The 25,862-nt window shown below is 42.6% G+C and carries 23 protein-coding genes and 2 pseudogenes; 20 read left to right on the forward strand and 5 right to left on the reverse strand.

Going from position 1 to position 25,862, the window contains the following annotated elements:
* Positions 1–15 precede the first annotated feature (15 nt).
* The 4 genes from F7734_RS02385 to F7734_RS02400 all read left to right on the forward strand — a co-directional run bounded on the left by F7734_RS02385 (position 16) and on the right by F7734_RS02400 (position 4,224).
* Positions 16–1,800: an ATP-binding cassette domain-containing protein gene (locus F7734_RS02385; protein ID WP_155743217.1), complete on the forward strand. Its 1,785-nt coding sequence runs from the start codon at positions 16–18 to the stop codon at positions 1,798–1,800.
* A gap of 14 nt (positions 1,801–1,814) precedes the next feature.
* Positions 1,815–2,582: an energy-coupling factor transporter transmembrane component T gene (locus F7734_RS02390; protein ID WP_155743218.1), complete on the forward strand. Its 768-nt coding sequence runs from the start codon at positions 1,815–1,817 to the stop codon at positions 2,580–2,582.
* A gap of 129 nt (positions 2,583–2,711) precedes the next feature.
* Entirely contained in the window at positions 2,712–3,551 is an 840-nt protein-coding gene (locus F7734_RS02395) for a DUF2382 domain-containing protein (RefSeq protein WP_155743219.1), read from the forward strand.
* A 157-nt stretch (positions 3,552–3,708) separates the two neighbouring features.
* The gene (locus F7734_RS02400; RefSeq protein WP_155743220.1) at positions 3,709–4,224 is read left to right on the forward strand and encodes a DUF1772 domain-containing protein; all 516 of its coding nucleotides are present in this window, start codon (positions 3,709–3,711) and stop codon (positions 4,222–4,224) included.
* Between the two features lie 358 nt (positions 4,225–4,582).
* Here the strand turns inward: F7734_RS02400 and F7734_RS02405 are convergent, their stop codons facing one another.
* A complete protein-coding gene (locus F7734_RS02405) occupies positions 4,583–5,188 on the reverse strand; it encodes a YdcF family protein (protein WP_155743221.1) in 606 nt (201 codons plus the stop codon).
* Positions 5,189–5,598: 410 nt separating this feature from the next.
* On the opposite strand from F7734_RS02405, the gene F7734_RS02410 reads away from it, so the two are divergent.
* The 9 genes and pseudogenes from F7734_RS02410 to F7734_RS02445 all read left to right on the forward strand — a co-directional run.
* Positions 5,599–7,998, forward strand: coding sequence for a glycoside hydrolase family 15 protein (locus F7734_RS02410; protein ID WP_155743222.1), 2,400 nt, complete (start codon positions 5,599–5,601; stop codon positions 7,996–7,998).
* Positions 7,999–8,019: 21 nt separating this feature from the next.
* On the forward strand, positions 8,020–8,994 hold the full coding sequence (locus F7734_RS02415) for a TIGR03885 family FMN-dependent LLM class oxidoreductase (protein WP_155743223.1): 975 nt from the start codon (positions 8,020–8,022) through the stop codon (positions 8,992–8,994).
* A gap of 21 nt (positions 8,995–9,015) precedes the next feature.
* Positions 9,016–9,558, forward strand: a complete 543-nt coding sequence (locus F7734_RS02420) for a hypothetical protein (protein WP_155743224.1) — start codon at positions 9,016–9,018, stop codon at positions 9,556–9,558.
* 120 nt (positions 9,559–9,678) lie between these two features.
* Complete coding sequence (locus F7734_RS02425) at positions 9,679–10,038, forward strand: STAS/SEC14 domain-containing protein (RefSeq protein WP_155743225.1); 360 nt, start codon at positions 9,679–9,681, stop codon at positions 10,036–10,038.
* Positions 10,039–10,058: 20 nt separating this feature from the next.
* Entirely contained in the window at positions 10,059–10,202 is a 144-nt protein-coding gene (locus tag F7734_RS60515; RefSeq protein WP_166481687.1) for a hypothetical protein, read from the forward strand.
* 64 nt (positions 10,203–10,266) lie between these two features.
* Positions 10,267–10,431, forward strand: coding sequence for a hypothetical protein (locus F7734_RS02430; protein ID WP_155743226.1), 165 nt, complete (start codon positions 10,267–10,269; stop codon positions 10,429–10,431).
* 227 nt (positions 10,432–10,658) lie between these two features.
* On the forward strand, positions 10,659–11,096 hold the full coding sequence (locus F7734_RS02435) for a hypothetical protein (protein ID WP_155743227.1): 438 nt from the start codon (positions 10,659–10,661) through the stop codon (positions 11,094–11,096).
* Between the two features lie 15 nt (positions 11,097–11,111).
* Positions 11,112–11,972 (forward strand): haloacid dehalogenase-like hydrolase, encoded by an 861-nt coding sequence (locus tag F7734_RS02440; protein ID WP_155743228.1) that lies wholly within the window; start codon positions 11,112–11,114, stop codon positions 11,970–11,972.
* A 79-nt stretch (positions 11,973–12,051) separates the two neighbouring features.
* Positions 12,052–12,306: pseudogene (locus F7734_RS02445) on the forward strand (phosphate ABC transporter substrate-binding protein PstS); the annotation flags it as partial.
* Between the two features lie 45 nt (positions 12,307–12,351).
* Here the strand turns inward: F7734_RS02445 and F7734_RS02450 are convergent.
* Positions 12,352–14,043 (reverse strand): IS200/IS605 family accessory protein TnpB-related protein, encoded by a 1,692-nt coding sequence (locus F7734_RS02450; RefSeq protein ID WP_155743229.1) that lies wholly within the window; start codon positions 14,041–14,043, stop codon positions 12,352–12,354.
* Between the two features lie 69 nt (positions 14,044–14,112).
* On the opposite strand from F7734_RS02450, the gene F7734_RS02455 reads away from it, so the two are divergent.
* Entirely contained in the window at positions 14,113–19,053 is a 4,941-nt protein-coding gene (locus tag F7734_RS02455) for a translocation/assembly module TamB domain-containing protein (RefSeq protein ID WP_347566117.1), read from the forward strand.
* 285 nt (positions 19,054–19,338) lie between these two features.
* Here the strand turns inward: F7734_RS02455 and F7734_RS02460 are convergent, their stop codons facing one another.
* Together F7734_RS02460 and F7734_RS02465 are read right to left on the reverse strand one after the other, a co-directional pair.
* The gene (locus tag F7734_RS02460; RefSeq protein ID WP_155743230.1) at positions 19,339–19,719 is read right to left on the reverse strand and encodes a response regulator; all 381 of its coding nucleotides are present in this window, start codon (positions 19,717–19,719) and stop codon (positions 19,339–19,341) included.
* Between the two features lie 222 nt (positions 19,720–19,941).
* Entirely contained in the window at positions 19,942–20,295 is a 354-nt protein-coding gene (locus F7734_RS02465; RefSeq protein ID WP_155743231.1) for a hypothetical protein, read from the reverse strand.
* Between the two features lie 338 nt (positions 20,296–20,633).
* Here F7734_RS02465 and F7734_RS02470 point away from each other — a divergent pair, with 338 nt between their 5' ends.
* The 6 genes and pseudogenes from F7734_RS02470 to F7734_RS02495 all read left to right on the forward strand — a co-directional run bounded on the left by F7734_RS02470 (position 20,634) and on the right by F7734_RS02495 (position 25,292).
* Entirely contained in the window at positions 20,634–21,017 is a 384-nt protein-coding gene (locus F7734_RS02470) for a DUF4118 domain-containing protein (protein ID WP_155743232.1), read from the forward strand.
* 455 nt (positions 21,018–21,472) lie between these two features.
* Complete coding sequence (locus F7734_RS02475; RefSeq protein ID WP_155743233.1) at positions 21,473–22,294, forward strand: S-layer homology domain-containing protein; 822 nt, start codon at positions 21,473–21,475, stop codon at positions 22,292–22,294.
* A 122-nt stretch (positions 22,295–22,416) separates the two neighbouring features.
* Complete coding sequence (locus F7734_RS02480; RefSeq protein ID WP_155743234.1) at positions 22,417–23,085, forward strand: BON domain-containing protein; 669 nt, start codon at positions 22,417–22,419, stop codon at positions 23,083–23,085.
* Between the two features lie 108 nt (positions 23,086–23,193).
* A pseudogene (locus F7734_RS02485) lies at positions 23,194–23,493 on the forward strand (HPP family protein); the annotation flags it as partial.
* 189 nt (positions 23,494–23,682) lie between these two features.
* Positions 23,683–24,051, forward strand: coding sequence for a four-helix bundle copper-binding protein (locus tag F7734_RS02490; RefSeq protein ID WP_155743236.1), 369 nt, complete (start codon positions 23,683–23,685; stop codon positions 24,049–24,051).
* A gap of 461 nt (positions 24,052–24,512) precedes the next feature.
* Positions 24,513–25,292 carry an alpha/beta hydrolase gene (locus F7734_RS02495; protein WP_155743237.1) on the forward strand — a complete coding sequence of 260 codons (780 nt, stop codon included), beginning with the start codon at positions 24,513–24,515 and terminating at the stop codon, positions 25,290–25,292.
* An 87-nt stretch (positions 25,293–25,379) separates the two neighbouring features.
* Here the strand turns inward: F7734_RS02495 and F7734_RS02500 are convergent, their stop codons facing one another.
* Positions 25,380–25,769: a peptidoglycan-binding domain-containing protein gene (locus F7734_RS02500; RefSeq protein ID WP_155743238.1), complete on the reverse strand. Its 390-nt coding sequence runs from the start codon at positions 25,767–25,769 to the stop codon at positions 25,380–25,382.
* Positions 25,770–25,862: the final 93 nt, after the last annotated feature.

The raw sequence follows: 25,862 nt of genomic DNA on the forward strand, positions 1-25,862 counted from the left end.
CAAAAGGAGCAATTTATGTCAGTAGTGAATGCAAAAAACTTTACGTTCACCTACCCAGGATCGGATGAGAGTGCGCTAAAAGAAATCTCTCTTGAAATCAACAACAGTGAGATTATCGGCATTATTGGACCATTAGGAGCGGGAAAAACAACACTTGGTATGGCGATCGCGGGATTAGCACCAAGCATTACAGGTGGTGAAACCTCTGGCGAGCTTGAAGTGAATACCAATGGTCGAAGAAAAGAAGAATCTCAAGATAAGAATCGCGATGGCGATGATACGAGAAAAAAACACGTTGGTATGGTTTTTGAGGATTTCGCCTCACAACTTGTGCAGTTAAAAATGATAGAGGAGATCAGAGTACCCCTGGAAAATAGCGGTGCTTCAGAACAAGAAGCCACTGACCGAGCACGCCAGCTTCTAAAGCAAGTAGGATTGAGTGATGTAGAGGACAATAGACGAATCTGGGATTTATCAGGTGGTCAACAGCAAAGGCTAGCAATTGCAGCAACTCTTGCAATCGATCCGCACATACTCATCTTTGACAATGTGATGGACAAGCTCGATCCTATGGGACAGGAGCGAGTCAGCAATGTTATTAACGACTTGTCTAGAAAAAAAACACTGATAGTCGTCGAGCGAGATCCTAATTTCCTCATGCAAATCGTCGATCGCCTTCTCGTCTTAGTTGATGGTAAAGCGATCGCTGAAGGTACTCCAGAAGAGATTTTGCGAAACGAGGAACTTCTGTCTCGTGCTGATATTGAACCTCCGATTAGCCTGCGCCTTGCTAAAGCCTTGAGTATGTCCTCTTCACCACTAACTTTTGAAGAGTTCCAACAAGCATACAAGGCTAGTCGTATGCAACAACTTTCATCTCTTAGAGTTGAAGAAAGCAAGCACTTTTTAGCAGAATCACCCCAAGCCAAAAACAATTTCGGTAAGCCAGCAGTTTCCATGGAAAAGGTAACATTCTGCTACTCGAACAAAAGACCCAGAGTGCTTCAAAACATCAGCATCACAATTCATGAAGGTGAAGTGCATGCACTGATCGGGCATAGTGGTGCAGGTAAAACAACTATAGTTAAGCATGTCGCCGGATTGGTAAAACCTAGCGAGGGTAGAGTTACGATTTGCAATATAGATACAAGAGACAAAAGTGTTCCCAAACTTGGATTAATGGTCGGAACTGTCCTTCAAAACCCAGATGAGCAGCTCAGTGAGAAAACGGTTAAGGATGAAATCGCCTTTCCACTCAAGCAGCGCCAGTACAAAAGAACAGGCTTATTCTCCAAGCAAAAACGCTATGACGACGACTACATTGAGAATCAGGTGTCACAAGTTTGCCAGTTAGTGGGAATTGAGGAAGATCTGTTAGAGCGCGATCCACTCCTACTTCCACGTGGAATGCGAAAACTTGTCACGATCGCAGGAGCCTTAGTTGTCGATCCAAAGGTTATTCTCCTTGACGAACCAACACTTGGTCTTGGTGCGACATCTATTAGAAAGGTTAAACAGATGCTCAAACACCTGCGCGAGCACGGTAAAGCAGTGCTTCTGGTAAGCAACAACGTCAATTTTCTCACTGAGGTTGCTGATACAGTAACCATATTAGAGCAAGGACAAATTGTCATGCAAGGTCTCATGCGTCAAGTGTTTGCAGAGAATAATTGGGCTAAACTTGCTGAGTTACATATACAACCCCCAGACGTTGCTCAACTGGCTCATCACTTAAATATGAGCGCATTAACGCACGACAACCTTATCTCACAACTCTCAACTGCTCGCAATCTCAACTGAAGTGGGAAAAATTCATGACTTCTTCCAGTGTACCTACCCTTTACCAAGAGCGCAATACATTTATCCACTGCCGCGATCCGCGTGTAAAGATCCTGTTGCTCATTTTGCTTTTCTTTTTCTTATTCCTGGCAGGAAGCTGGCAATGGATGCTAGTGTTAGTCATCTTAGGGCTTATCCAGGCTGCGATCGCACGCACTCCCTGGAAGTGGATGGCTGTTTTGTGGGCAATCCACATACCAACTTTCTTGGCACTGATTCTTATCCCGGCTGCTGGTCCTTTATTTGCAGGAAACTTTGCTAAAGTGGCGGAAGTTGCTACTGCTGAACTACGTCTTATTCTGGCATGGACAGCAGCAATTCTTGTCAGCGTCAGTATGCTCTCTACTATGGATGCTGAAGATTTAACCAAAGGTATCCGAGGACTTCATCTTCCATCAGTTGTTGCTTTAGCGTTCGGTTTGTCCTATCGACTTTTATATACCACCTTGGGAGAAGCATTCCGGATTGCTGATGCTATGAAGATCAAAGGCGTTGACTTAGACCCCAAGCACTTCTTCCGTTTCATTTGGAATTCTTTGAGGATTTCACTACCGTTGCTGTTTGCTGTCGTGCGACGTGCTCCGATACTGATGTCTGCACTGCAGATGAGGGGATTCAGAACGGGTCATGTGCGACTAGGAGCTATCGACTTTTGGGATGCAGTCTATTTTCTCATTGGTCTTACGGTTTTTGGTCTTGCTGTGTGCGATCGCTTTGGAGTACTTTCAATTCCTGTATTATAAACTGCTCAAAACTCCACAAGTTTTCCACCTTTTGAAGATATTCTTTAAAAAAAATCCTTGCAATCAAAGAGGATTTATCAAATATTGAAACAGAAAAGTAGACACTCAATTAAGTAGGAGTTGATGCAAATGCCTCTTGTAAAAATTGATGATTATTATCCTGAATATCGTGAAAATAACGATATGGATGACATAAAAAACTTTGATGTTTATACGGATGGTGATGACAAAGTTGGATCGGTTTTTGATATTTTAGTTGATGAGGATACAGGTCGTTTACGCTATCTTATAGTAGACACTGGATTCTGGATTTTTGGCAAAAAAGTCTTGCTTCCTATCGGTCGCATCAATGTTGATTATAATGACAAAAAGATTTACGTTCAAGGTCTAACCAAGCAGCAAGTTGAAAATCTGCCTAACTTCGACGACTTAGAAAAGGTTGATTACGACTATGAAGAGCAAGTTCGCAGTATATATCGTCCGACGGCTGCTACTTCTGGCATGACTCAAGAGACGACTGCCTATGACCGAGACACTTATAACTATTCGCTTGAACCGTCATTATACGATATTGACGAACAGAACAATCAAAGCCTGAAACTTTACGAAGAAAGGTTAGTTGCTAATAAACAACGCCATAAAGCAGGAGAAGTTTCTATTAGCAAACACGTAGAAACAGAAACTGCTCGTGTTGCTGTACCCGTTGAGAAAGAGCGAGTAGTCATTGAGCGCACAAACCCCACAAGTACTACCTCTAGCAATCCTAAAGACGCTTTTCGTGAAGGTGAAGTTGCTCGTATGGAAATTTACGAAGAAACACCCGATATCCGCAAAGAAGCTGTTGTCCGAGAAGAAGTTCGAGTTAAGAAAATCGTGGATCGGGATACAGTCGAAGCGCAAGAGAAGGTTCGACGGGAAGAGTTAGATATTGATACAGATGGTCGTCCAATAGAGCACAAGCAACTCTAGCATTGTCAAGGCTTACAGATGAAGTATATATCATATGCTGTAAGCCTTGGTAATCAATTCCATGTAAGTTTGGACAGACACAATGGTTGGGCTGCAGGAAATCTAGACTATAAAGTGCAAGTCACACCAGCAATTAAGAAAAAGGAGAAAATTAATCATGTTTTTAAAAACTTGGCGCTTGATTACCTTAATTCTTGTTGCACTATATATGGGCTTGGAGTTTAGCCATGCATTAGAACTGCCAGCTAAAATGCAGTACGATGGCTTACTCTACGTGACGGTTCAGAATACCCTGTATCAATACTTTGGAGCACCTGGTCCCGGTGCAATTATTACCGTTGGCGCATTGATCTGCTCGATCGTGCTATTGTTCCTCGTCCGCAAACGCCACCCTGCCTTTCAATGGACATTGGCTGGAACAATTTTCTTAGCACTCGCCTTTCCGGTCATCTATTTCTCGTTCATTGAACCCGTAAATCGAGTAGTTGAACAAACGACTCCCCAATCTCTTCCGACAAACTGGGTGGAACTACGAAATCAGTGGGAGTATGCTCACGCCACAAACTTTGTGCTGACGCTGATTGGCTTTAGTGCGCTGCTCATTTCCATCCTGGTTGATACTCCAGTAAAACATTCTCGCGATTCCGCAAAGCAGATCGCCTTAAATCATTAATAGTTTGAATAGGAGAGAGAAATAATCAATACAGAGGTTTTTTAGTGATTGCATGGATAGAACAGGCTATAATTGTAGTATTTGTAGTAACGAGTGAAAATATTATGAAAAGAGTTAAACAAGTTTCGCCTGCGGTAGTTCAAATTAATACTTCCCGAACTAACAAAACCCAAGTACCACAACTGCCCGATGTGTTTAACAATAGTCAATAGGGCATAAGTTAATATCTTTTTAAAGCGTTATAGCAATTCTACTTTCGTGAGGTACTCTAAGAAAGAATTAACCGCAGATGAACGCAGATAAATTGGTACCTCAGGAGATTAGGAAATGCTACATTAGGAAAGAGAAATTTTGGAGATTAGAGAAGGTTTTCTAGTTGGTCGTAAGAAAAGTAAGCGTTTAAACTGGCTCCGGTATATCCAGTAAATAACCAAAACAATGCACGACCGCTATCAAGTAGAGTAAACAACCACGCTTCTGTTGGTCGTTCAGTTGGAACAGCTATAGGTGTAAAAGTAATCCCTTGGCTACCCAAGACAATCGTAGCGATCGCTCTAGCTCGTGGCATATGAAAATCAGAGGTAATTAGGTAAAGATGGCGAATTTCATGACGTTTTAAATTATCGATTAGGGTAGTAAAGTTAGTCACTGTATCGACAGCTTCGTAATTCAGATGTATCCGGTTTTTTGATATATTGGCTGCCTGAAAAATGGGACATATTCGTTCGGGAGGTAAACCCGAAGAAACCCAGATATCTAAAGAAGAATGTTTCTGGGCAAATTGAGCTGTAAATTTTGGTCTATCGGGGCTACCCCCCAGCGTTAGAATAGCTTGAGGACGAGGTGCTTGATGATAAGCTATAGTCAATCGCAAAAGAATGGTGCTGTAAACCAAAAAAGGTATAGCAGCAATGTTAATAAAAAGGAAACGGTACTTGTTTAGATTTTTAGAAATAAAAAACATCTGTCCTCCTATAAAATTTTTATCTATCTACATTCATGCTATCCCATAACTTTATGCTTAGTTGACTGTCTTCTGGTGAAAGCTACTGAATCTAGCGCATGACTTTAATCATCCTTTAGTTATGCAAGGCTAACTTTCAAGTAGTATTTTTTAAAATGTTTTAAAGTTTTCCACTAGTTTTCCACTATTAGCATTTAAAATGCAAAAAGAGCAAGTTTTGATGACTACTTAAACAGTTAAGCGGCTCAACTTTTCCAATGGGTTGTGATGAACATTTGATTGTATTATCGGCTCTTGCGATCGCGATTTGTGAGAATATTTTTCGCCGTATTTGCAGTTATTTATTTGTTGCAATTTATTAGAGTTACAGGTTCAGGTACAGATTCTTACTGAAGAGAAGGGCATTAAAAATGACACAGATGCAAAATCAATCCACAGCTTTTGGACAACCAGGACAAAAACCCTGTTGGACTCAAGGCAATAAAGACGGGGTAGGAACTGCTTGCGCCGTCTCCAGTCGCACTTGGTTCACCCTTTCTAATGGCATTCTCAATGAAGTTTATTACCCTACCATTGACCGTCCCCAAATCCGAGATCTACAATACTTGATTACTGATGGCTCTAGCTTTTTCCATGAAGAACAGCGCCATCTGCATACCAAAACTGAACGTATCGTTCCTCACGTTCTTGGATACCGCATTACCAATTCCGATCCGGAAGGACGCTACACTATTACCAAAGAAATCATTACTGACTCGCGAGATTCATGCATTTTGCAACACACGCGCCTTACAGGTCATCCAGAAGTACTAGCAAAACTTCAGCTATATGCGCTCTGTGCGCCACACTTGGGTATCGGCGGCTGGAATGATAGCGCCAGAATAGTAGAAGTAGCAGGAGTAAAAATTTTAACAGCTCAACAAAATGATAATTGGTTGGCAATGACAGCAACGGTTCCCTTCACACGCGCCTCTTGTGGCTATGTCGGTGAAAGTGGCGGTTGGACAGACTTGGCAGATAATTTCCAAATGGATTGGGAGTTTCAGCAAGCCCAAGGAGGGAATGTTGCTCTGACAGCCAAAATTGACCCAAAGAATAATCAAGAATTTACGTTAGGGCTGGCCTTCGCTAGCCACCTCCACGACGCAGTGACAACCCTTTTGCTGTCCTTGGATGTACCTTTTGAAGAACAAAAAGTCCGCTATATCAACCAATGGAACAATGCCTGTGAAAACCGCCTACCACTAGAACAAGTATCGGGGGATGGAGGTAATCTTTATCATAGTAGCTTTAGTGTGCTGCTAGCACATGAAGACAAAATCTATCCCGGTGCAACGATCGCATCGCTATCAATTCCTTGGGGTAATGCCCACGGTGATGAACAACAAGGAGGTTATCATCTGGTTTGGCTTCGCGACATGGTAAATAGTGTAACAGCACTACTGGCAGCCGGACACAAAACAACTGCCTTAGAAGCATTGATTTACCTCGCTGCTAGTCAACAACCAGATGGTGGTTTTGCTCAGAATTTTTGGATAAATGGGGAGCCATACTGGACAGGAATTCAGCTTGACCAAGTAGCATCTCCAATTATGCTGGCATGGCGACTTTATCGGCACAATGCCTTACGCCAATTCGATCCTTATCCAGTAGTGATGCAAGCAGCTAAGTACTTAATTAATTACGGTCCCGCTACCCAGCAAGAACGATGGGAAGAAGTTAGCGGTTATTCGCCTTCAACCCTTGCCTCAACTATTGCTGCACTCATTTGTGCAGCAACTTTTGCCCGCGAACGAGGAGATAAGAGTACTGCTCAGTTCATTGAAGAGTACGCCGATTTCCTAGAAAGTCACTTAGAAACTTGGACAGTAACAACTGAAGGAACTTTAATTCCTGAGATTAAACGGCATTACATTCGGATTAATCCGGTGGATGTTCACAACCCATACCCAAATGAAGACCCGAATCAAGGAGTGCTATCAATTGCTAACCGTCCTCCTGGTAGTCAGTGGCAATTTCCAGCAAAAGAAATTGTCGATGCAGGCTTTTTGGAACTAGTACGCTACGGTATTCGCTCTCCCTACGATCCCGTGATTGTTGATTCTCTCAAAGTCGTAGATGCAGTACTGAAAGTTGACACTCCCTTGGGTTCCTGCTGGCATCGTTACAATCATGACGGTTATGGACAACGAGAAGATGGCGGTCCTTTCTTGCATTACGGCAAAGGACGAGCTTGGCCTTTGTTGACTGGAGAAAGGGGACATTACGAACTCGCCGCAGGGCATGATGTGCAACCTTTTATACAAGCAATGGAAGCCTTTGCTTCAGACACGGGATTGTTACCAGAACAAATCTGGGATGAGCCAGATCAGCCAAACTCTCATTTGTACTTTGGAAAACCTACAGGTTCAGCAATGCCTCTCGCATGGGCACACGCAGAGTATATTAAACTACTACGTTCTGCCCGAGATGGCAAGGTGTTTGATTGGATTCCAGAACTAGTAAATCGTTATTTGGGAAATTCCAAACCAACTCAGTTTCTTGAAATTTGGAAATTCAACCGTCAAATCCGCAGTGTAAAGGCGGGATACACTCTGCGAATTCAAGCATTGGCTCCCTTCCAGTTGCACTGGTCGAATGATAACTGGCAGACGATACAAAACACTGACTCAACACCAACTGCAATTGATATTGCATTCGTAGATATTGCTATTTCTTCGAGTCAGCAATCCCCCATTAACTTTACCTTTTTCTGGACTCATTCACAAAACTGGGAAAATTGCAACTATCAAGTAACCATAATGAGTTAACAATACAAGGGAGAAAACTTTATGGCTAAGATTGGATATCATGCTTCCCACGAACAATTCAAACCTAGCGAATTATTAAAGTACGTACAGATGGCAGAACAAGCAGGCTTTACCCTTGCTCTGTCTTCCGATCACTTCCACCCTTGGAGCGAAAACCAAGGACAAAGCGGTTTCGCTTGGTCATGGCTGGGTGCAGCAATGCAAGCTACTTCGGCACTTTCCTATCGGGTTGTGTGCGCTCCTGGACAACGGTATCATCCCGCTATTATTGCCCAAGCAGCAGCAACTTTGGCAGAAATGTTTCCCAACCGCTTCTGGCTCACCGTAGGTAGCGGTCAAGCACTTAACGAACATATTAGCGGAGAACACTGGCCTTGCAAGAGCGATCGCAATGCCCGTCTCAAGGAATGTGTTGATGTTATCCGCGCTCTTTGGGCAGGGGAAACAGTCACTCATCACGGCAAGGTATACGTTGAAGAAGCAAAACTTTATACCCGACCGCACACCCTTCCTGCAATCATTGGTGCTGCCATCACTGCTGAAACTGCGGAATGGCTGGGCAATTGGGCAGATGGATTAATTACCATATCTCGCCCACCAGAGAAGTTACAAAAAGTTGTCGATGCCTTCCGTAGAGGAGGTGGTGAAGACAAACCGATGATTTTGAAAGTGCAGCTTTCTTATGACCGTGACGAAGAGACAGCATTACAAAAAGCACATCAACAATGGCGCAATAATATTTTTAAGAACATCGTGATGACAGAATTGCGAACTCCTCAACAATTTGATGCGGTAGGTAAATTTGTGCAGCCAAAAGAACTACACGAACACGTTCGCATTTCAGCAGACATTCAACAGCATATTGAATGGCTCCAAAAAGATATTGAACTGGGGTTTGATGAACTAATTTTGCACAACGTCAACCGGGAGCAGGAGCAGTTTATCGAAGTTTTTGGTGAGAAAGTTCTTCCTGCTTTGACAGAGGAAAAAAAATAGGATTGCCAAAAGGAGGAAAATATGTCTAACCGACAAGCGAAATCACTAGAAGAGAGAGTTACCGAGTTTGTAAAGTGTGCTCAACGTCGAAATATCCGTGAGACAGTGGTTGCAGGCGCTCTCATTGCGGTCTTTGCTTTTATTATGGCTTACGATATTTATAAGCAGCCAGAAGACACTCTCTCAATCATTGGGATCGGAGTGATAATCTTCGCTCTGTTGCTGAATATTACCATCATTTGGTGGAAACTGCACATCCCCAAATCGGAGCTATCTACGTTCCCCCCAACTCAGTTTCCAGACAATTGGAAGCAACATCTGACCCATCAGGCTCGTATGCTCAGGCTCGTTTGGCTATGGTATCTTCTGCCTTTATTCTTAGGACTTGTTATTTATTTACTGAGCGTTTACGACGCATCTTCGGGTGCTATTATAATACCACTTTTGATTGAAGTAGTTGTCTTTACCGGAATCTGGCGGTTGAACCTAAAAGCAGCCAAGCAGATCGAAAGGGATCGTAACGCTTGGTTTGCCAACGCTGATTCGCATAGTTTTGCTCCTTAATACAGATAACCTTAAATTTGCACCTGTACCGAGCGATCGCCCGTTAGTCATGAATTCACAGGGTCATGACTTAAATGTTTAACAATATTTTCCATTCTCATTAAATCAAGGAGATTGCTAATGATTGAATACCGAAATAATCCCAACAATAACATTGTGGAAATTAGCGTAGAAGGGAAAATTACTGAAGCCGATTTCGACCACGTTATCGCTCAGTTAAAAGCTGATATTGAAAAGCACGGCAAACTTCGAATCCTTGAAGAAATTCGCAGCTTTACTGGCATCGATCCAATCGCCCTTTGGAAAGATGTTCGATTTGGATTTGCCCATGTCAATGACTTTACCCATGCGGCTGTCGTCGCTGATGCCAAGTGGATGCGGACTTTTGCTGAAGCCGTAAGCAGCGTTTTGTCTGTCGAGGTGAAAGCCTTTGAAGCATCACAAATTGAGGCGGCACGCACTTGGCTTATGAATATATAATCTCCGTTCTTATGAATAAGATGAATCTTGGTCTCGGTATTGGCTTAGGCGTAGGTATCGGAACTGCCATCGGTGTAGCAACAAACAACATCGCTATCGGACTTAGTATAGGAATTGCGATTGGTATTGCAATCGGTCTTCAAGGCGGTAATGACGACAAATAAAATTCGTTATTAGCCTGTTTGTCCTTAGTGGTGATGGAAGTGGTTCGACGAGCGATCGCCCGCAATGGCGCAATTCTACCCCGACGTTGATGGGCGGACATTTGTCATCTTAGGCGCAGGTGCAGCCGGGATTCATGCCGCTTTATCTTTGCGAGTAGCTGGATATCAAGGGCGAATCGTGATGATTACTCAAGAAAATAAATTGCCAAGTTTTCAAAAACATGATTAATTCCTTTTTTTCATAACACCTTTTCTTATCACCATCAATACGCTTGCCCAATGTTTTATGCAGATATGTGTCGTCACTCGTCTGTTATCGTAACGCTTGGTTTGGCAATTCGCATACTGCTCACACCCTGTGACTGCTAGCACTTCTCCCGATCTTGCGCGTCCCCTCTTTTATAAACTATTACTGGGTATTACTAGTACAGCATGGAGGTTAAAAGTTCAAGTTATATGAGTTACGCAAATAAAAAATCAAAAGGATACATAGCATCTGTAGTTGGAGGACTCAGTGGTGCATTACTATTTATAGCGTTAGGACTTTTTCTAACAGGGTTTTACATAACTCAAATTGAACTCCCTACTCTCGCAACAACTCCCCTAATATTTGGCTTTACAATATGTGCTAGCTTGGGAGAAATATTAGGTTGCTGGTTAATGCTTCGCTGGAGAAGGTATAAGTTGGCTGGACGTACCACAATACTTTTAGCTGTCTTAATTATTCCTAGTTGGTTATTATTTTTAGGACTCATCTTTTTAACGCGATCGCTAATTTTTGCTACATCTATAACGCTGGTTATTTTGCCATTAATTGCTCGACTTTTAACTAATAATCCTAGCTACTTGAGGATTTTATCTAAAATTACCAATACTTTTGCTAAAAGACCATAGTGAGAGCCTTTTATTATGACTGTTTCGACCAAACCTTTTTCTAACCGTATCGCTGTAGTTTTCGACTTTGACGATACCCTTGTACCAGATACCGTTGATAGTCTGCTCTCTAGCTTGGGTATTGACGCTCTTAAATTTCGTCAGGAGCGAATTCAACCCTTGATTGACAAAGGCTGGGATAAAATTCTTGCCCGATTCTACGCCCTGATTGAAGAATCAAAACGACAAGACAACAAAATTACACAGGAATATATTGCCAAATTTGGTCAAGAATTAGCTCCCTTTGATGGTGTTACTAAAATGTTTGAGCGTTTGCAACAAAGCGCTAGTGAAACTAACCCAAAGGTAGAAGTTGAATTTTATCTCATTACCTGCGGTATGGTGGAAGTTGCTTGTCACAACTGCATAGCCCCAAATTTTAAAGGAATGTGGGGCTGTGAATTTCACTACAATCAACATGGTGGAATCGAGTTTTTGAAGAAAATTGTGACCCATACCGAGAAAACCCGGTATTTATTTCAACTAGCAAAAGGAATTCAGCATCAACAAGATGATGGGCAGACTTTTGTCTATCGAGATGTACCAGCAGAAGAATTGCACGTACCACTCACGCAAGTCATTTATATAGGAGATGGTGCATCAGATGTTCCCTGTTTTTCCCTGATGAATCAAGAACAGGGTACAGCTATTGGTCTTTATAAGGACGATAAGCCAAAAGATTGGGGGCGGGAATTAAGAATTACTCAAAGTCAGCGAGTTGCCAACCTCGCACCTGTTGACTATAGCGAAAATTCTGAACTGATGCGATCGCTAACACTAGCTGTAGAAAGTATCAGCAAACAGATTTCTTTACAGCAATTGAGCGTCGGTGAGTAGAACTTCTAAAAACAACTCCATCATTGGAATGACGAAATTCTCCGCACACGTTAGATATCTATCAAAGTACGGTGCAACCATGTTAAAAAAATTCGGTAACTCTAATCATACAAAGACTCCTCATTGGATTGTCACAGTAACTGGAGTAGCATTGACTGCAGGTTTATTTTCTTGCCAACCAACTCCAGGGAATCAAGTTTCTCTTAGTGGCGCTGGAGCATCCTTTCCTGCTCCTTTGTATCAATCTTGGTTCAATGTGTATAACCAACAAAACCCAAATATCAGAATTAACTACCAGTCAATAGGTAGTGGTGCTGGTGTTAATCAGTTGATTTTATGTGTCATTCTGCTAGTTGCGCTGATTGAAACCTGGGCAAACTTAAGGATTTACGCCCTTAAGGTCAGGAAAACCGACAGCACCTTGTTTTTGATGGATATGAGGGGTCACTAAGACCTGTACAGTATCACGCCCACTAGGGACTTTTGTTTGCCGTAGCTTGCCGTACAACGAACAGTTAGTTCGTGCCTGTTTGATACCAAGACTATAAAATTTGTGGCGATTAAAACCACCACAAATGTTTATCTTCCTAGCTACCTTTGCCCAGGCTCCCGACTTCAAAAGATCCTCTGGTTTTTTGAAGTAAGTAACTAGGGCGGCGGGTAATGTTTCAGTCCTACCCTGACCACGGCGTGCTATTACCAAAGCAGCAGCGCAACCAGAATTAAGACCGTAAACTGCCATATATTTCGTAGTACCAATTACTGAAGTATAGGCAGCATCAACTTTTATCAGTTCTACACTAGACTTAAGGCATTTAGACTCAATCATCTGGGTAAACTGACTATACGCCATGTTGGAAAGCATCCGCGCATATTTTGCACCTTTTTCTTTCATCGATGCTTTCTTCAGGGCAAAATCCAAATCTTCAATAACTATAGGAACGTGCTCACTAAGTGCAATCCTGATTAACTCAGATACAGCTTTACCGATTATGTCCTTAGTTTGTAATGAGCGCTTATCTTGAACATTGATTTTAATAGAACCGTGGCGCTTTAAATTTCCATGACGGTCTATCAATGTCCAATCTATGCTACCAGGATTAAAGTCTATTCCTAATGCACCATTTTCTAAGGAAGACTTTATTTGAGGGTCAGGACTTTCTAATGTTGCGTTAACATAAAACTTACCATCTCTGTTGACTATTTCGTAAGTGACTGGTAGCTTGCTACCATTCCTAGAAGTCTCTACCTTCTCTCCATTCTTCCCTTTGCGAGTAGACGTATAGCGCACGTTTTCTACTGCTGCTAACAGCCACTCTTCACCATAAGAAAAGTTGATATCATGCAAAGTAACACTATCACCATACTTCGCTCGAAGTCCGGGAGTACAAGTGATAGTTAACGTGTGTTGTTCAGCGTCATATCTAACTAACTGATTACCTGCGTGAAAGTTCTTTGAGCCTATGAAGAATGAGCGGTTAGAACGGGCTATACGCCAGTCTTCCAGCCACTCTTTATGAGAATTGTACCCGTTCTCTTCTAGCCTGTACTGCTTCTCAAATAACTTAGATGAACCAAAAGTTACGCTAAATGTACCGGAAGCTTTTGATTCTTTTAGGCGTACTATCTTAGCTTCAAGCTTGTTAATTTTCTGTTGCTTGTAGTGGAGTTTCTTTTTGAGTTTCTTAACGGTTGAAGTCTGTCCAGCAACAGTAGCCTTGTTAAGCTTGAATTCTAACTTTTTAATTGTCTTACGTACACCTTTGGTGCTGTCGTAAGCCTCATCTATATAAAGGTCTACTAACTCTGCTTGAGAAGCATAAGCGGCAGACGCTTTGTTGTAAACATTCTTAGCTTCTGAATTAGATAAACCAAATCGTGTTTCTAGCTCTTTACAAATTTGCTTCTCTAGTTCAGATTCTTTAGTTTTGGTTTTACCAATACGATTACGTTTTGAAAAAGCTGTGCGAGTAGCTTGTCCAAAAATTACAGCATAGTCTTGCAAGTAATCCAATGCTATTTTATTATCATTTGAATCAGTAGCTAAGGTTTGAATAGTTATTATGGACAAGCGCTCATCACCTCCTTTTTATTCCTAAGCTTACTGGTATTATACAGAATTTTCTAGATTAATTATCAAATTAGCACTCAACCTACTAGAGGAGGGGTATTACAATTAAATGGAGAGACGCAACTCAAAACACTGCAAACAAACTTCAAAGTTCAAGCGCAAAATGTACAAGCCGCTGACCTCAGTCGATTAGTTGAGTTGCCAATTATCTTACAGGCGGGTCGAGTAGATGGTGACCTAACAGTTCAATACCAACCAACGGCTCAGCCAGAAATCGCTGTGACAGGAACAGCTAATGTCGATCGCGTCACTGCTCAAATTCAAAACGTTCCACAAAAGTTCACCGATGCAAGTGGGAGATTAGTCTTCCAGGGTCAACAGGTTACTTTAGAGAACCTGAGCGCAAACTATGGTAAAGTTCCCCTTGTAGCAAATGGAACAGTTGGTACTCAAACAGGATTCAATGTCATAGCTCAAACCAAACCAGTGAGTGCTAAAAATGCTGAAGACACACTGAATGTCAATTTGCCAGTTCCAGTAGAGGGAGAACTGCAAGCAAACATTAAGTTGACCGGATCGATCGAACAGCCAGTTTTGAGCGGAACCGCTAGCACTACAAAACCTGCTCAAATTGACCGCGTTCCTTTTAAGGATATTAGCACTGCCTTCCGATTGAACATAGCAGAAACTGCATCTCAACTTGCTGTATCCAACCTGCGGTTAACCCCAGTTGCAGGAGGACAAATCGTCGGGAACGGTCAAGTTCAACTCGGACGCCAACAAAATCAGGTGAATTTTGATTTTCAAGCCCAAGGTGTTCCAGCAGATGCGATCGCACAGAAATATGGCTTCTCAACTCCCATTACCATTGGTAATGTCACCGCCGATGCCCAAGTTACAGGCTCTGTCAGCGGTAAACAGCCTTTAAAGCTTTCTCTCTCCAATGTTCGAGCGACTCCACCAGTCGGAGGACAAATTACGGCGAACGGTCAAGTTCAACTCTCACCTCAAGGTAACGTAGCACTCAATATTCAAACTCAAGGTTTACCAGCAAATGCGATCGCTAAAGCTTACGGCATTTCTGTTCCCATCAACATTGGTGGTGTCAGCGCTGAAGCTAAAGTTTCCGGCTCTGTTGGCGGTTCGCAGCCTTTGGAAGTAGCTATTTCCAAAATTCAGGCGACTCCACCAGCCGGAGGACAAATTACAGCAAACGGTCAAGTTCAGCTCTCACCCCAAGGTAGGGTGTCATTGAACGTGCAAGCACAAAACCTCCCAGGAGACGCAATTGCAAAAGCTTACAACACTTCACCCCCCATTGATATTGGCAATGTTTCAGCAAATGCCAAAGTGACTGGTACCCTGGGTAACCTGCGAGCAGTAGCCTCTGTGAAAGCACCTGAAGCCACATATCCCACCACTGGAAAAGCTGTTATCTCCCAACAGGGGGATAAAATTGTCTTCCAAGATGCTGTTGTGAACCTTGCTGGTGGTACAGTTACCGCTAGAGGTCAGGTTGGAGAAAGACGCTGGCAAGCTTTTGTGGACGCCGAACAGATACAATTAAGTCGTTTCGCCCAAATACCACAGCAGTTCCAAGGAGTGTTAAGTAGTGAGTTGAACTTGTCGGGAACTACTACTTCCTTCCAACCCGAAACTATCCAAGCTACAGGACAGGCAAGTTTAAAAGGTGTAGCAGGAGGTACAGTTAACCTAGATAATATCACCTTAAATAATGGGCGTTGGCAAGCGATCGCGAATGTATCTCAACTTGAACTCAACCAAGTTTCAGAGCAGGTGCGGGGACAACTTAGCACCAACCTACGTGTTGCAGGAACAACCTCTACACGCCAACTTTCAGATATTCGAGCAGCAGGACAAGTACGCTTTTCAGAATTAGCGCCCCTCGAACAACCATTGACCGCTCAAATTCGATGGAATGGTCAGCAGATTATTGTTGAACGCGCAACGGCACCAGGATTGAGCGCTGATGGTACAATAGCCTTAAATGTGCCAGAAACAGGGACACCGCAAATCGCTGGATTTAATTTAGATGTACAGGCACAAGGTTACAATCTCAAACAGATCCCCGTTAACCTTCCCGGTAACATAGCTTTGGCTGGGTTGTTAGACTTCAACGGACAAGTCACAGGTACCCCATCTTCTCCTAATGCTCGAGGAAACATCCGGCTACGAAATCTTAACGTCAATGGTTTAGCCTTTGACCCGTTACTAACTGGGAATGTAAATTTTCAGGGAGGAGAAGGGACAGAGCTGCAACTTGCAGGTACCCAAGACCGGATTGCAGTTAATCTAAGTCAAAACAATCGCCCAATTTCATTTTTCATCAGACGTAATGGAACTGTCGCAACTGGTAGAACTGAGGGAGAAACCTTGCTCGTCAACGTGCAAGACTTTCCTGTGGCGGTTCTGGAAAGCTTCATTCCTGGCGATAATCTCAATTTACAACCTCTAGCCGGAGAAATATCCGGGGATTTAGCGATTAATTTAGACCAGTTTACAGTTGTAGGAGACGTAGCGATCGCCCAACCTAGAGTTGGTAGAGCCACAGCAGATGAATTCCGTGGGCGTATTAATTTTGCTGATGGCGTTGCAACGTTAACCGATGGGGAGTTATTTCTAGATGATAATCGCATATCCGTAAGTGGAAACTTACAAACTGGAAACAATGCTCAATTTCAAACCCAAATTAGTTTTGACTCTGCCAGAATCCAGAAAATATTACAAGCATTCAACATCTTTGGTTATCAAGACCTTTCTTCCGGATTGCAGGCTCCGGAATTGGCGGGAGCAGAAGTACTTCAAACAGAGCCGATCGGTTTACCCAATTCAGATTTGCTCACCCAGTTAGAGTTTTTCGAGAAAATAGAAAACCTAGTAGCACAACAGCGCACCCAGCGTGAAGAAAGGCAGAGATTGCCAACACTGGCAGAATTACAGGGGACTCTCACGGGACAAATTGAGATAGCAGGCTCGTTGCAGACAGGATTAAATGCAGACTTTAATCTTCAAAGCGCTCAGGCGCAATGGGGAGAATACACTATTGAACAATTCATAGCTAGAGGAACTTATGCAGATGGGATCGTCACACTGTTACCCCTGCGTGTTAATTTAGGTCAAGGACTACTAGCTTTCACAGGACAGTTAGGAACTCAAGAACTATCCGGACAAGTGCGCGTTTCAGATCTACCTCTATCATTATTACAGCCTTTTATAGAAGAATATCCAGTTGATGTCACAGGTCAAGTCAATGCTGTCGCCACTCTGGGAGGGAGTTTAGAAGATCCCCAAGCAATAGGAGAAGTGACGTTGGTAGATGCAACCGTAAACGAGCAACCCGTGCGCTCAGGAGAATTGAGCTTCAACTATAACAATGCTCGTTTCAATTTTGCCAGTACCGTGTTAGTGGCGGGTACGCAGCCATTGGAAATTCAAGGAAGTGTACCCATTGCCTTGCCGAGCGCTGACACGCAGCCAGATAGCAATCAAATTAGCGTCACAGCCAACGTGCAAGATGAGGGCTTAGCGCTGTTAAATCTATTTACCGATGCAGTAACTTGGGTCAATGGAACCGGACAACTGAATGTAAAAGTTGGAGGTACCTTAAACCAACCAACGATCGCGGGAAATGCCACCGTTCAAAATGCAACTTTGCAAGCCACAGCGCTGACTGAACCATTAACAGATGTGACAGGAACGTTGCAATTTAATGACAATAGGGTGATAGTCGAAGGCGTTCAAGGGGAATACGAAGGGGGTCGATTGACTGCGGAGGGAGTTATCCCCATTTATGAAGCAGCTCAAGCACAACAGGCAACTACTAATAATCCTCTCACAGTATCGCTACAAAACCTGGAATTGGAAGTACAGGAGTTGTATCAAGGCGATGTCAGCGGTGATGTCGTCATTGGGGGAACAGTGCTTAACCCAGAAATTGGCGGAGAGATTCGCTTGAGCGATGGACAAGTCAAGATCGGACAAGATGCTAATACTCCCCCTACATCAGCAACCACAGCCTCTGAAGAGAGCACAGAAGCAGATAGTTCAACGAGAAGCGCTGCAACTACAACCGCCCGTTCACCCATACCTATAGACTTTGAAAATTTACGGCTTATTCTAGGCAATGATGTTCAGATAACAACTCAGCCGTTATTTGGAGACTTTATCCCAGGAGGCGATCTCCTGAGTCAATCCATACTAAGTTTTGAAACAAAAGGCGACCTAAGCATTAATGGTACCTTAGCCAATCCCCGCCCTCAAGGTGTTATCCGTCTTACAGGAGGACAAGTTAACTTATTTACCACTCAGTTTACCTTAGCGCGGGGCTACGAACACACTGCAGTCTTTACTCCTAGTGGAGGACTCAACCCCGTCCTAGATGTCCGACTTGTAGCATTTGTACCAGAGACAACAGGAGCATTATCGACTGGAAGCCGTATTCAAAACTCTCCTTTTTCTGCTGAAATTAGCGATATTCCAGCTGTCACCAGTTTAGGGACTTTAGAAACTGTTCGCGTTGAAGCCAGAGTCAGAGGACCCGCTAGTGAATTAGCTGACAATCTGGAATTGACGAGCACACCCGGTCGGAGTGAATCAGAAATTATTGCGTTGTTAGGTGGTTCTATCATTAATACTTTAGGTCAGACAGACTCAGCATTGGGAATTGCTACCTTTGCTGGTTCTACTTTGTTGAGTGGTTTGCAAGAAAACATTAGTGCAATAGGACAAGCGATCGGCTTTAGCGCCTTCCGCGTGTATCCCACCACTGTCGCCAATGAATCATCACGAGCTTCGGTATTGAGCTTAGCAGCAGAGGGAGTGTTTGATATTACTGAAAATTTCTCTGTCTCCCTATCACGAGTGTTTCTGACTAATGAATCTTTCCGTTACAATGTACTCTACCGAGTCAATGACGACATTCTGATGCGAGGCTCTACCGATTTGGAAGACGAAAGTAGATTTGAAATTCAGTATGAGACAAGGTTTTAAGTGCAAGACGAGCATTTAGTATCAATAGTCCTCTCACTTCTTACCTCTGCGTACTCTGCGCCTCTGTGGTTAAATAAATTACTTTTAAACCGCAGAGGCGCTGAGAGCGCAGAGGAGAAAGATGAGGAATTGCCGCTTGACAGGGCGCTTGTGAGCATTGCCCACCCTAAAGTGCTTAAAATTTTTGACGAATGATTTAGGATTGCTACATTACGAAAGGCAAAACCAATTTCAGCTATAGTGAAAAACTCAATGTAGAATTTAAGTACAAGCTAACAATATGAATTAAACACTTGAGCCTAAAGCTGCTGCTACTTGGTCAGCCAGTTTATGAGGATTGAAGGGTTTATTGATCACGCCTGTTACCCCCAGTTGAGCAAACAAACGGTGGTCAGCACTTTGTCCCCTAGCTGTCAGTAAAATCACAGGGATATCCCTAGTAGCTGGATTTGCCTGTAGCTCTTGAAAAGTAGTTGGACCGTCTATCTCAGGCATCATGACATCAAGAAGAATGGCATCGGGCTGAGCAGTCTGAGCCAATAACAGCCCTTCATGACCTGATGTAGCAGTTAACACTTGCCAGCCTCCCATAATCTCTAAACAGGTCTGAATCAACTTGCGAATGTCATCTTCATCATCAATAACTAGGATTTGCTTGGCTGTCATTGTTATTGTCTTCCGTTCTATTGTTCTTACCATTGTCTTGCAATTCTTCAAAACTTTTTGTCCTAACAATAACTGGACTTAACTATACTTTTTCAGGAACTGTGTAAAGTTACTTAAGGTTCCACTACCTCTGTTACAGAAGTTTGCTTTCATTTCTTGTTATCTGCTATGTATATATATAGGAGTTTTTGCGTGTCCTCATAGAGAACACTTGAACATCCGTTAGTCTAAACTCCAGTAGTAACTTCCAGGAATTGTGACTGCAACTCTTTTCAACTTATGCAGAGCGTCATGACAAATTGCCAAAGGCGCTGTTTTGCCATAAGTCCATCTTTCTTGATTAAAGCTTACTGCAAAGGGTAGACCTGGAAAAGCATTAGACTCACAACGAGATATTTCAAAGTGAGGACACTCGTAGTTTTCCAAAACGTTGGCAACCAGTTCTAAGGCTGCGTTAATATCTGTTGAATATGGACGTGCGGGTAAATTAAACTGTTCAGATACAATCTGGTCTAAATCAGCGAGCGAGTTCAGCTGAATAGTTTCAGTAGCGTATCCTTTCATTGTTGTTTTCATTTTGAGCTTGCTTGATGGTTTTGGAAAAGAATATATTTGAGCGCCCATAGTTGTCTATCTTAAATTAACAGCAAGAATCGGCAGTTCTAATCGGGATATACCACGTATTTTTAATTCATTTTTAAAGCTAGAGCTTAAAAGTGGAAAACTTGAGCAGAAGAGTAATTCTCAAGAATTGTCACTGGGGGCATTCACCCAACTACTTTACGAATCTATCAAAAACGCAGCAGTTGAGCGCGGTTGAAAGAAGTCAAATTTTTCCATACACGCGACATAATAGCAGTAGTAGGTGTCAGTTGCCCCAAGTACATCTGCGATATAACCAGCGAAAAAAGAGTATGCTGAAATTGACGCGGTTCCACCTGCAACGCTATGGCGTTGCTGTAATAACGGTTTTACTGGCTCTGGTACTTACACGACTGCTATGGTCACTGCAAAAGCTGTCCCTGTACCCACTGTTTTTAGCTGCTGTTATGGTGAGTTCTTGGTATGGCGGTCTGGGAGCGGGGCTGCTGGCAATTGTTCTATCTGCTTTAGCTAGTATCTACTTTTTTATAGCTCCAATTCATTCGCTGGCTGTTACCATACCTAGCATAGTAGGGCTAATTCAGTTCGTGCTAGTCGCACTGTTGATCAACTCACTAAACGTGGCACTGCGTTTTGCTAAAAAGCAAGCTGAAGTTGCTTTGGCAAAGCTTCGCTCGTCTTGCCAAAAAGTCTGAAGAATATTAAGCGATCGACAACCCCCATAAAACAATTTTGGCAATCTTGCGAGGTGCTCCACAACTTTTCCACCATTTAGAGATATCCTCAGACTAGAAGCAGTTAAGTAGCTTACAGCAGTTTTTAAATCAATGAACCACACTATGCTCTTGTGGTACGGGTGTCCTCGCCCGTACATCATAGAGGTCGGGCGGAGGACGCCCTGTGGTCTTTTAACCTGAAAATTGCTGTTACTGGCTTTCAGCGACTTAACCTCCACTATCTATAAGCGCTAATTGTTGGGTGTTGCACATTTGAAATGATTTAGAAAGAAACATAAAGCGTTCAATAACTAAATCAATTTCTTCACTGTGCAATGCTTATTTTTTGCACGCTCCTTTCACTGCAACCCGATACAGGAATTGTATGTGAGGTAAAGCTTAGAACTCATTTCATAATTTGGAGGATTTTGACAATGTTTAATTTATTACGTTCTTTATCAAGTAGTGCCGCTTTGCTATCTGTTACTATGACAGCCGGCGCAATAGCTACAGGTGCGATCGCTACTCCCGCAATTGCTCAGACGACTTCTCCATCTCCCACACCAAGTGCAGATAACAAGTATTTTGATGTCAACTTTTTTGATGTTGCACCAAGTTACTGGGCAAAACCATATATTCAAACTCTGGTTCAAAACAACATACTTGAAGGTTTTCCTGATGGAACATTTAGACCAGAGCAGCTTGTAGAACGTGCAGAATTTGCTGCAATGATTGCCAATGCTTTTGAACAAAATCAAGTTCGACCGTTAGGTGACACTGGATTTAGAGATGTGCCTGCCGACTACTGGGCAACTTCTGCTATTAAAGAAGCTTTTCAAACAGGATTTATGCAAGGCTACGGTGGTGGGCAGTTTTTGCCAAGACAATCTATTACCAGAGCACAGGCGATTACTGCTTTAGCACAGGGCTTAAATTTGTCTGCTGATGGTACACCTGCGGAAATTCTCAGAAGTACTTATAAAGATGCCGGATGGATACCAGCTTATGCGATCGATCCGATAGCGGCTGCAACAGAGGCAAATCTTGTTGTTAACTACCCAAATGTACAAGCGTTGAATCCGCTCAAATCTCTTACTCGTGCGGAAGCAGCAGCACTTTTACATCAAGCCTTAGTGAAGCAAGGGCGGTTAGAACCACTCGCTGATAATGTTACAGCTAGCCAGTATATTGTGGGTCGCAATAGTGAGGTCAATCAAAGCACCTCAAGTACTGCATCTACAAGCCCTGGCAGTTGATGAAGTTTTACTACTACCTAACTTTAACTGGAACCAGTTAAGAAAATAGCAAAACCTGTTTGCTTGGACATTGGAAAGCAATCCAATGTCATGCGTGAAAAATTCTGACAGAGGAGGGTGTTATGACAGATGAAGAAATGAGAACCATTATTATAGATAACTTCGCGCTTGATGACCGTGTGAACACAGCTGAAGTTAGTGTAGTAGTTGATAATTCCAGAGTCACCCTTACAGGCACAGTATCGAGTTACAGGGCTAAACGTATTGTTGAGGAAGATGTTAGAGAGGTTGTGGGAATCCTTAAGATTAACAATCAACTATGGGTGCAGTATCCGCTTATGACTCCTGTCCTTACAGATGAAGAAATCGCATCAAATGTTGCAAACGCTCTCACTAGGAACCCAGAGATTGACGACAATAAGATCGATGTCAGCGTTATAGGAGGTTTATTGACTCTCCATGGTACAGTAGATGCTTTTTGGAAGAAATTTCAGGCGGAAGATATTGCCTACTCGATTACTGGGGTCATTGATGTTATCAATGAATTAGCGGTTGTACCTACTAAAAACGCTCAAGATGAGGAGCTTGCAAAATGCATTGAGAACGCCTTGGAACGCAATATGGATGTAGAAGCTGAAGATGTAAACGTGATAGTAGAGAATAGTAGAGTTTCTTTGATAGGTTTTGTTCCTAATTGGGCAGCGTGGCGAGCGGCGCATAATACAGCCTCCTATACTACAGGAGTCATTATGGTAGTAGATAAGCTCGCCATTCGTTATCCAGATAATTGATAAAGTGCTTCTTGCAATCTGCGCTTTGCTATCGTGCTCAATCCTAAAAACGGTCTAACGGCTTTCTTACAAGTCCGAACTCCAGAATAGTGTAGTGCTCGGTTCTACAATACCGTTATCGGACATTTGCTCGGACTGAGTGCAGGGTTTCTTGCCGTTGTGCTTCTAGGTGCTAGGGATGCTCCTGCCGTTCTCTCTACTAACCAACTTGTTCCCGTTCGGGTGTGGGCGTCTGTCTTGGCGATCGCATTGAATATGCTAGGAGTGTTATTCTTACGTGCTTCTCATCCTCCTGCTGCTGCAACCACCCTCCTCGTTGCTCTTGGTGGCTTCAAACCGACAGTACAAGACGCCCTAACGATAATGATTGGAGTTTTGATTATTGCAACAATTGGTGAGGGACTTTGACGTATTCGACTAAGGAAAGTAGTAAGTTAATAAGCATCATACATAAATGAAATTTGCATGAAATACCAGTACTTCATAGGTAACAAATATTCCTTATTGCTATTGATAGACGCATTTGTATCTCTACATTTATAAAGTAAGTTTAAAGGCAATTATGCCTGCAATTTAGTAAATACAGAGGTAAAAATCATGGCTATACAACAACTTACCTTGAATCAAGTTAATCAAGAAATGCAGCAGTGTATTCAAAACTGCTTAGATTGCCATAGTATTTGCTTGAATACTGTAAATTACTGTTTGCAAAAGGGCGGTAATCATGCAGAAGCAGCTCATATTCGGTTAATGCTTGATTGCGCTGAAATTTGTGAAACCAGTGCTAATTTTATGCTGCGGACTTCTGACCTTCATACCCGTACCTGTGGCGTTTGTGCGGAAGTGTGTGAGCGGTGCGCTCAAGATTGCGAGCGCATGGGTGATGATGCTCAAATGAAAGCTTGCGCTGATATGTGCCGCCGATGTGCTGAATCTTGTCGGCAAATGTCAATGGCAACTGTATAAGTCACTAGAAACGCTGGCTACTGTAATCCGGTAGCCAGCAAGTGCGATCGACGCTGATGCAGAGGCACTGGCAATCTGAGCCATGTTCAAAACAATACCTTTGCCAATTTACGAGGGTGAATGGATGTATTCACTCTTTTTTCTCTGCAGCTTGGTAAAAACAATTAGTCTTAAAAATTCCTGCAAGGTTTCCCATAAGGTTTGCGGGAGCGAGATTTTGAAAAGGTTATTCATAAGGGAGGAATTTATCCAGAATGACCGTTGAAATATCGAGATTTTGAACCGTACTACATCCAGGCAGAAAAACTGTATGACGTCCACGCTCAGGAAGGAGAAGACCCAACCGAACCTCCTCGTAGCAAGCCATATCCTTATCTGCCTGTAAGTCATGAGCCGGATATGCAGTCCCTTGCTGATGGCATCCGCAAACTAGGTTATTATCCATTTTTCTGCTGCCTAAAATGTCTCAAGAGAATAGTTCTTCATACTTTTTTACACCCTATGATTTTCATCCGATGTATCCATTGTTTATTTTCTTACCCGGTATGGATGAAACGGGAAAAGAACTCATGTGTTTGCAAACAGCAGGTCTAGAAACCGCATTTGATGTACGTTGTTTTGTGATTCCACCTGATGAACTCACAAGTTGGAATGACTTAGCTGAAAAAGTTGTGACTTTAACTCAATCAGAGTTAGAAAGGACACCACGATCATCTGTGTATCTTTGTGGTGAATCTTTTGGTGGTTGTATAGTGCTGAAAATTCTAGAGAAATTTCCGCAACTGTTTACTCGGGTGATTTTAATTAACTGTGGGTCTTCTTTTTCTCGGGTATCTTGGCTCAATTTTGGTTCACTTTTGTTTTCTTTCACGCCCGCAATTTTTTACAAAATCTTCTCATTTGTATCTTTGCCGTTTCTGGCTTCTTTAAATCGACTTTCATCTACTGCTCAAAAAGCCTTGCTAGATTCTGTCTGTTCTGTACCTAAGAAAACTGCTAACCAGCGCCTATGTCTTTTAAGAGAGTTTAAAGTTGATGAGACAAAGCTTTCTCAGATCGTGCAACCTGTCTTACTTATTGCTAGTAAAAATGACCATCTTTTGCCTTCTGAAGATGAAGCAAAACGTTTAGCTAAAATTTTCTATAATTCTCGACTTGTGATTTTGCCTAATGGCGGTCATGCTTGTTTAGTGGAGGAAGATATACATTTAATAAAAGTTTTACGAGCAGAAAATTTTTAATTAATTACCCATCCTTCAAAATAAAGCTTAAGCGATGTACGATCCGCTTCATTGATTCCCTATAGTGAAGGCTTGTTCTCATATCTGTTAGAAGCGACGACGCACAGGCGGTATATTACTGCGTAATGCTTGCCACGTTAGCGTTCCTACCCTACCATCACCAACCAATCTCTGCGATCGCTGAAAGGCAGTTACTGCGCTAGCAGTCTTAGGACCATAAATACCATCAATAGCTCCGTCATAAAACCCCAGCCATTGCAAAACAGCTTGCACATCTCTCACAGCCTCTCCACGAGATGCACGTGTGAGCAAGGGGGCATTCAGGGGAGAGTATTCTGAAAGTCTGCCTGCTATTCTGGCATTATCATTTGTTTGTGCCCTAGCAGCAGGTGCAAAACTAAAGGCTTGCATCCCTAGAAACAATGCAAAAATAAAGCCCCATGTTAGAATTATTGAGTGCATAAATCGACTATTCATAACCTCATTTTCCTTCAATCTTTAGAAATTTTGTTAATATAAAATCCCAATTCATACTAATAGATTAAAACAATTTGTGGAAATTGTTACTAA

The organism is Scytonema sp. UIC 10036 (assembly GCF_009725235.1).

Bases quoted from the DNA above. Each gene is read 5' to 3' on its own strand.
- F7734_RS02390 (WP_155743218.1), top strand. From the start codon at position 1,815: ATGACTTCTTCCAGTGTACCTACCCTTTACCAAGAGCGCAATACATTT.
- F7734_RS02470 (WP_155743232.1), top strand. From the start codon at position 20,634: ATGCTGAAATTGACGCGGTTCCACCTGCAACGCTATGGCGTTGCTGTA.
- F7734_RS02460 (WP_155743230.1), bottom strand. From the start codon at position 19,719: ATGACAGCCAAGCAAATCCTAGTTATTGATGATGAAGATGACATTCGC.
- F7734_RS60515 (WP_166481687.1), top strand. From the start codon at position 10,059: ATGAATCTTGGTCTCGGTATTGGCTTAGGCGTAGGTATCGGAACTGCC.
- F7734_RS02385 (WP_155743217.1), top strand. From the start codon at position 16: ATGTCAGTAGTGAATGCAAAAAACTTTACGTTCACCTACCCAGGATCG.
- F7734_RS02410 (WP_155743222.1), top strand. From the start codon at position 5,599: ATGACACAGATGCAAAATCAATCCACAGCTTTTGGACAACCAGGACAA.
- F7734_RS02425 (WP_155743225.1), top strand. From the start codon at position 9,679: ATGATTGAATACCGAAATAATCCCAACAATAACATTGTGGAAATTAGC.
- F7734_RS02400 (WP_155743220.1), top strand. From the start codon at position 3,709: ATGTTTTTAAAAACTTGGCGCTTGATTACCTTAATTCTTGTTGCACTA.
- F7734_RS02440 (WP_155743228.1), top strand. From the start codon at position 11,112: ATGACTGTTTCGACCAAACCTTTTTCTAACCGTATCGCTGTAGTTTTC.
- F7734_RS02500 (WP_155743238.1), bottom strand. From the start codon at position 25,769: ATGAATAGTCGATTTATGCACTCAATAATTCTAACATGGGGCTTTATT.
- F7734_RS02405 (WP_155743221.1), bottom strand. From the start codon at position 5,188: ATGTTTTTTATTTCTAAAAATCTAAACAAGTACCGTTTCCTTTTTATT.
- F7734_RS02465 (WP_155743231.1), bottom strand. From the start codon at position 20,295: ATGAAAACAACAATGAAAGGATACGCTACTGAAACTATTCAGCTGAAC.
- F7734_RS02490 (WP_155743236.1), top strand. From the start codon at position 23,683: ATGGCTATACAACAACTTACCTTGAATCAAGTTAATCAAGAAATGCAG.
- F7734_RS02430 (WP_155743226.1), top strand. From the start codon at position 10,267: ATGGCGCAATTCTACCCCGACGTTGATGGGCGGACATTTGTCATCTTA.
- F7734_RS02435 (WP_155743227.1), top strand. From the start codon at position 10,659: ATGAGTTACGCAAATAAAAAATCAAAAGGATACATAGCATCTGTAGTT.
- F7734_RS02415 (WP_155743223.1), top strand. From the start codon at position 8,020: ATGGCTAAGATTGGATATCATGCTTCCCACGAACAATTCAAACCTAGC.
- F7734_RS02395 (WP_155743219.1), top strand. From the start codon at position 2,712: ATGCCTCTTGTAAAAATTGATGATTATTATCCTGAATATCGTGAAAAT.
- F7734_RS02480 (WP_155743234.1), top strand. From the start codon at position 22,417: ATGACAGATGAAGAAATGAGAACCATTATTATAGATAACTTCGCGCTT.
- F7734_RS02495 (WP_155743237.1), top strand. From the start codon at position 24,513: ATGTCTCAAGAGAATAGTTCTTCATACTTTTTTACACCCTATGATTTT.
- F7734_RS02420 (WP_155743224.1), top strand. From the start codon at position 9,016: ATGTCTAACCGACAAGCGAAATCACTAGAAGAGAGAGTTACCGAGTTT.
- F7734_RS02475 (WP_155743233.1), top strand. From the start codon at position 21,473: ATGTTTAATTTATTACGTTCTTTATCAAGTAGTGCCGCTTTGCTATCT.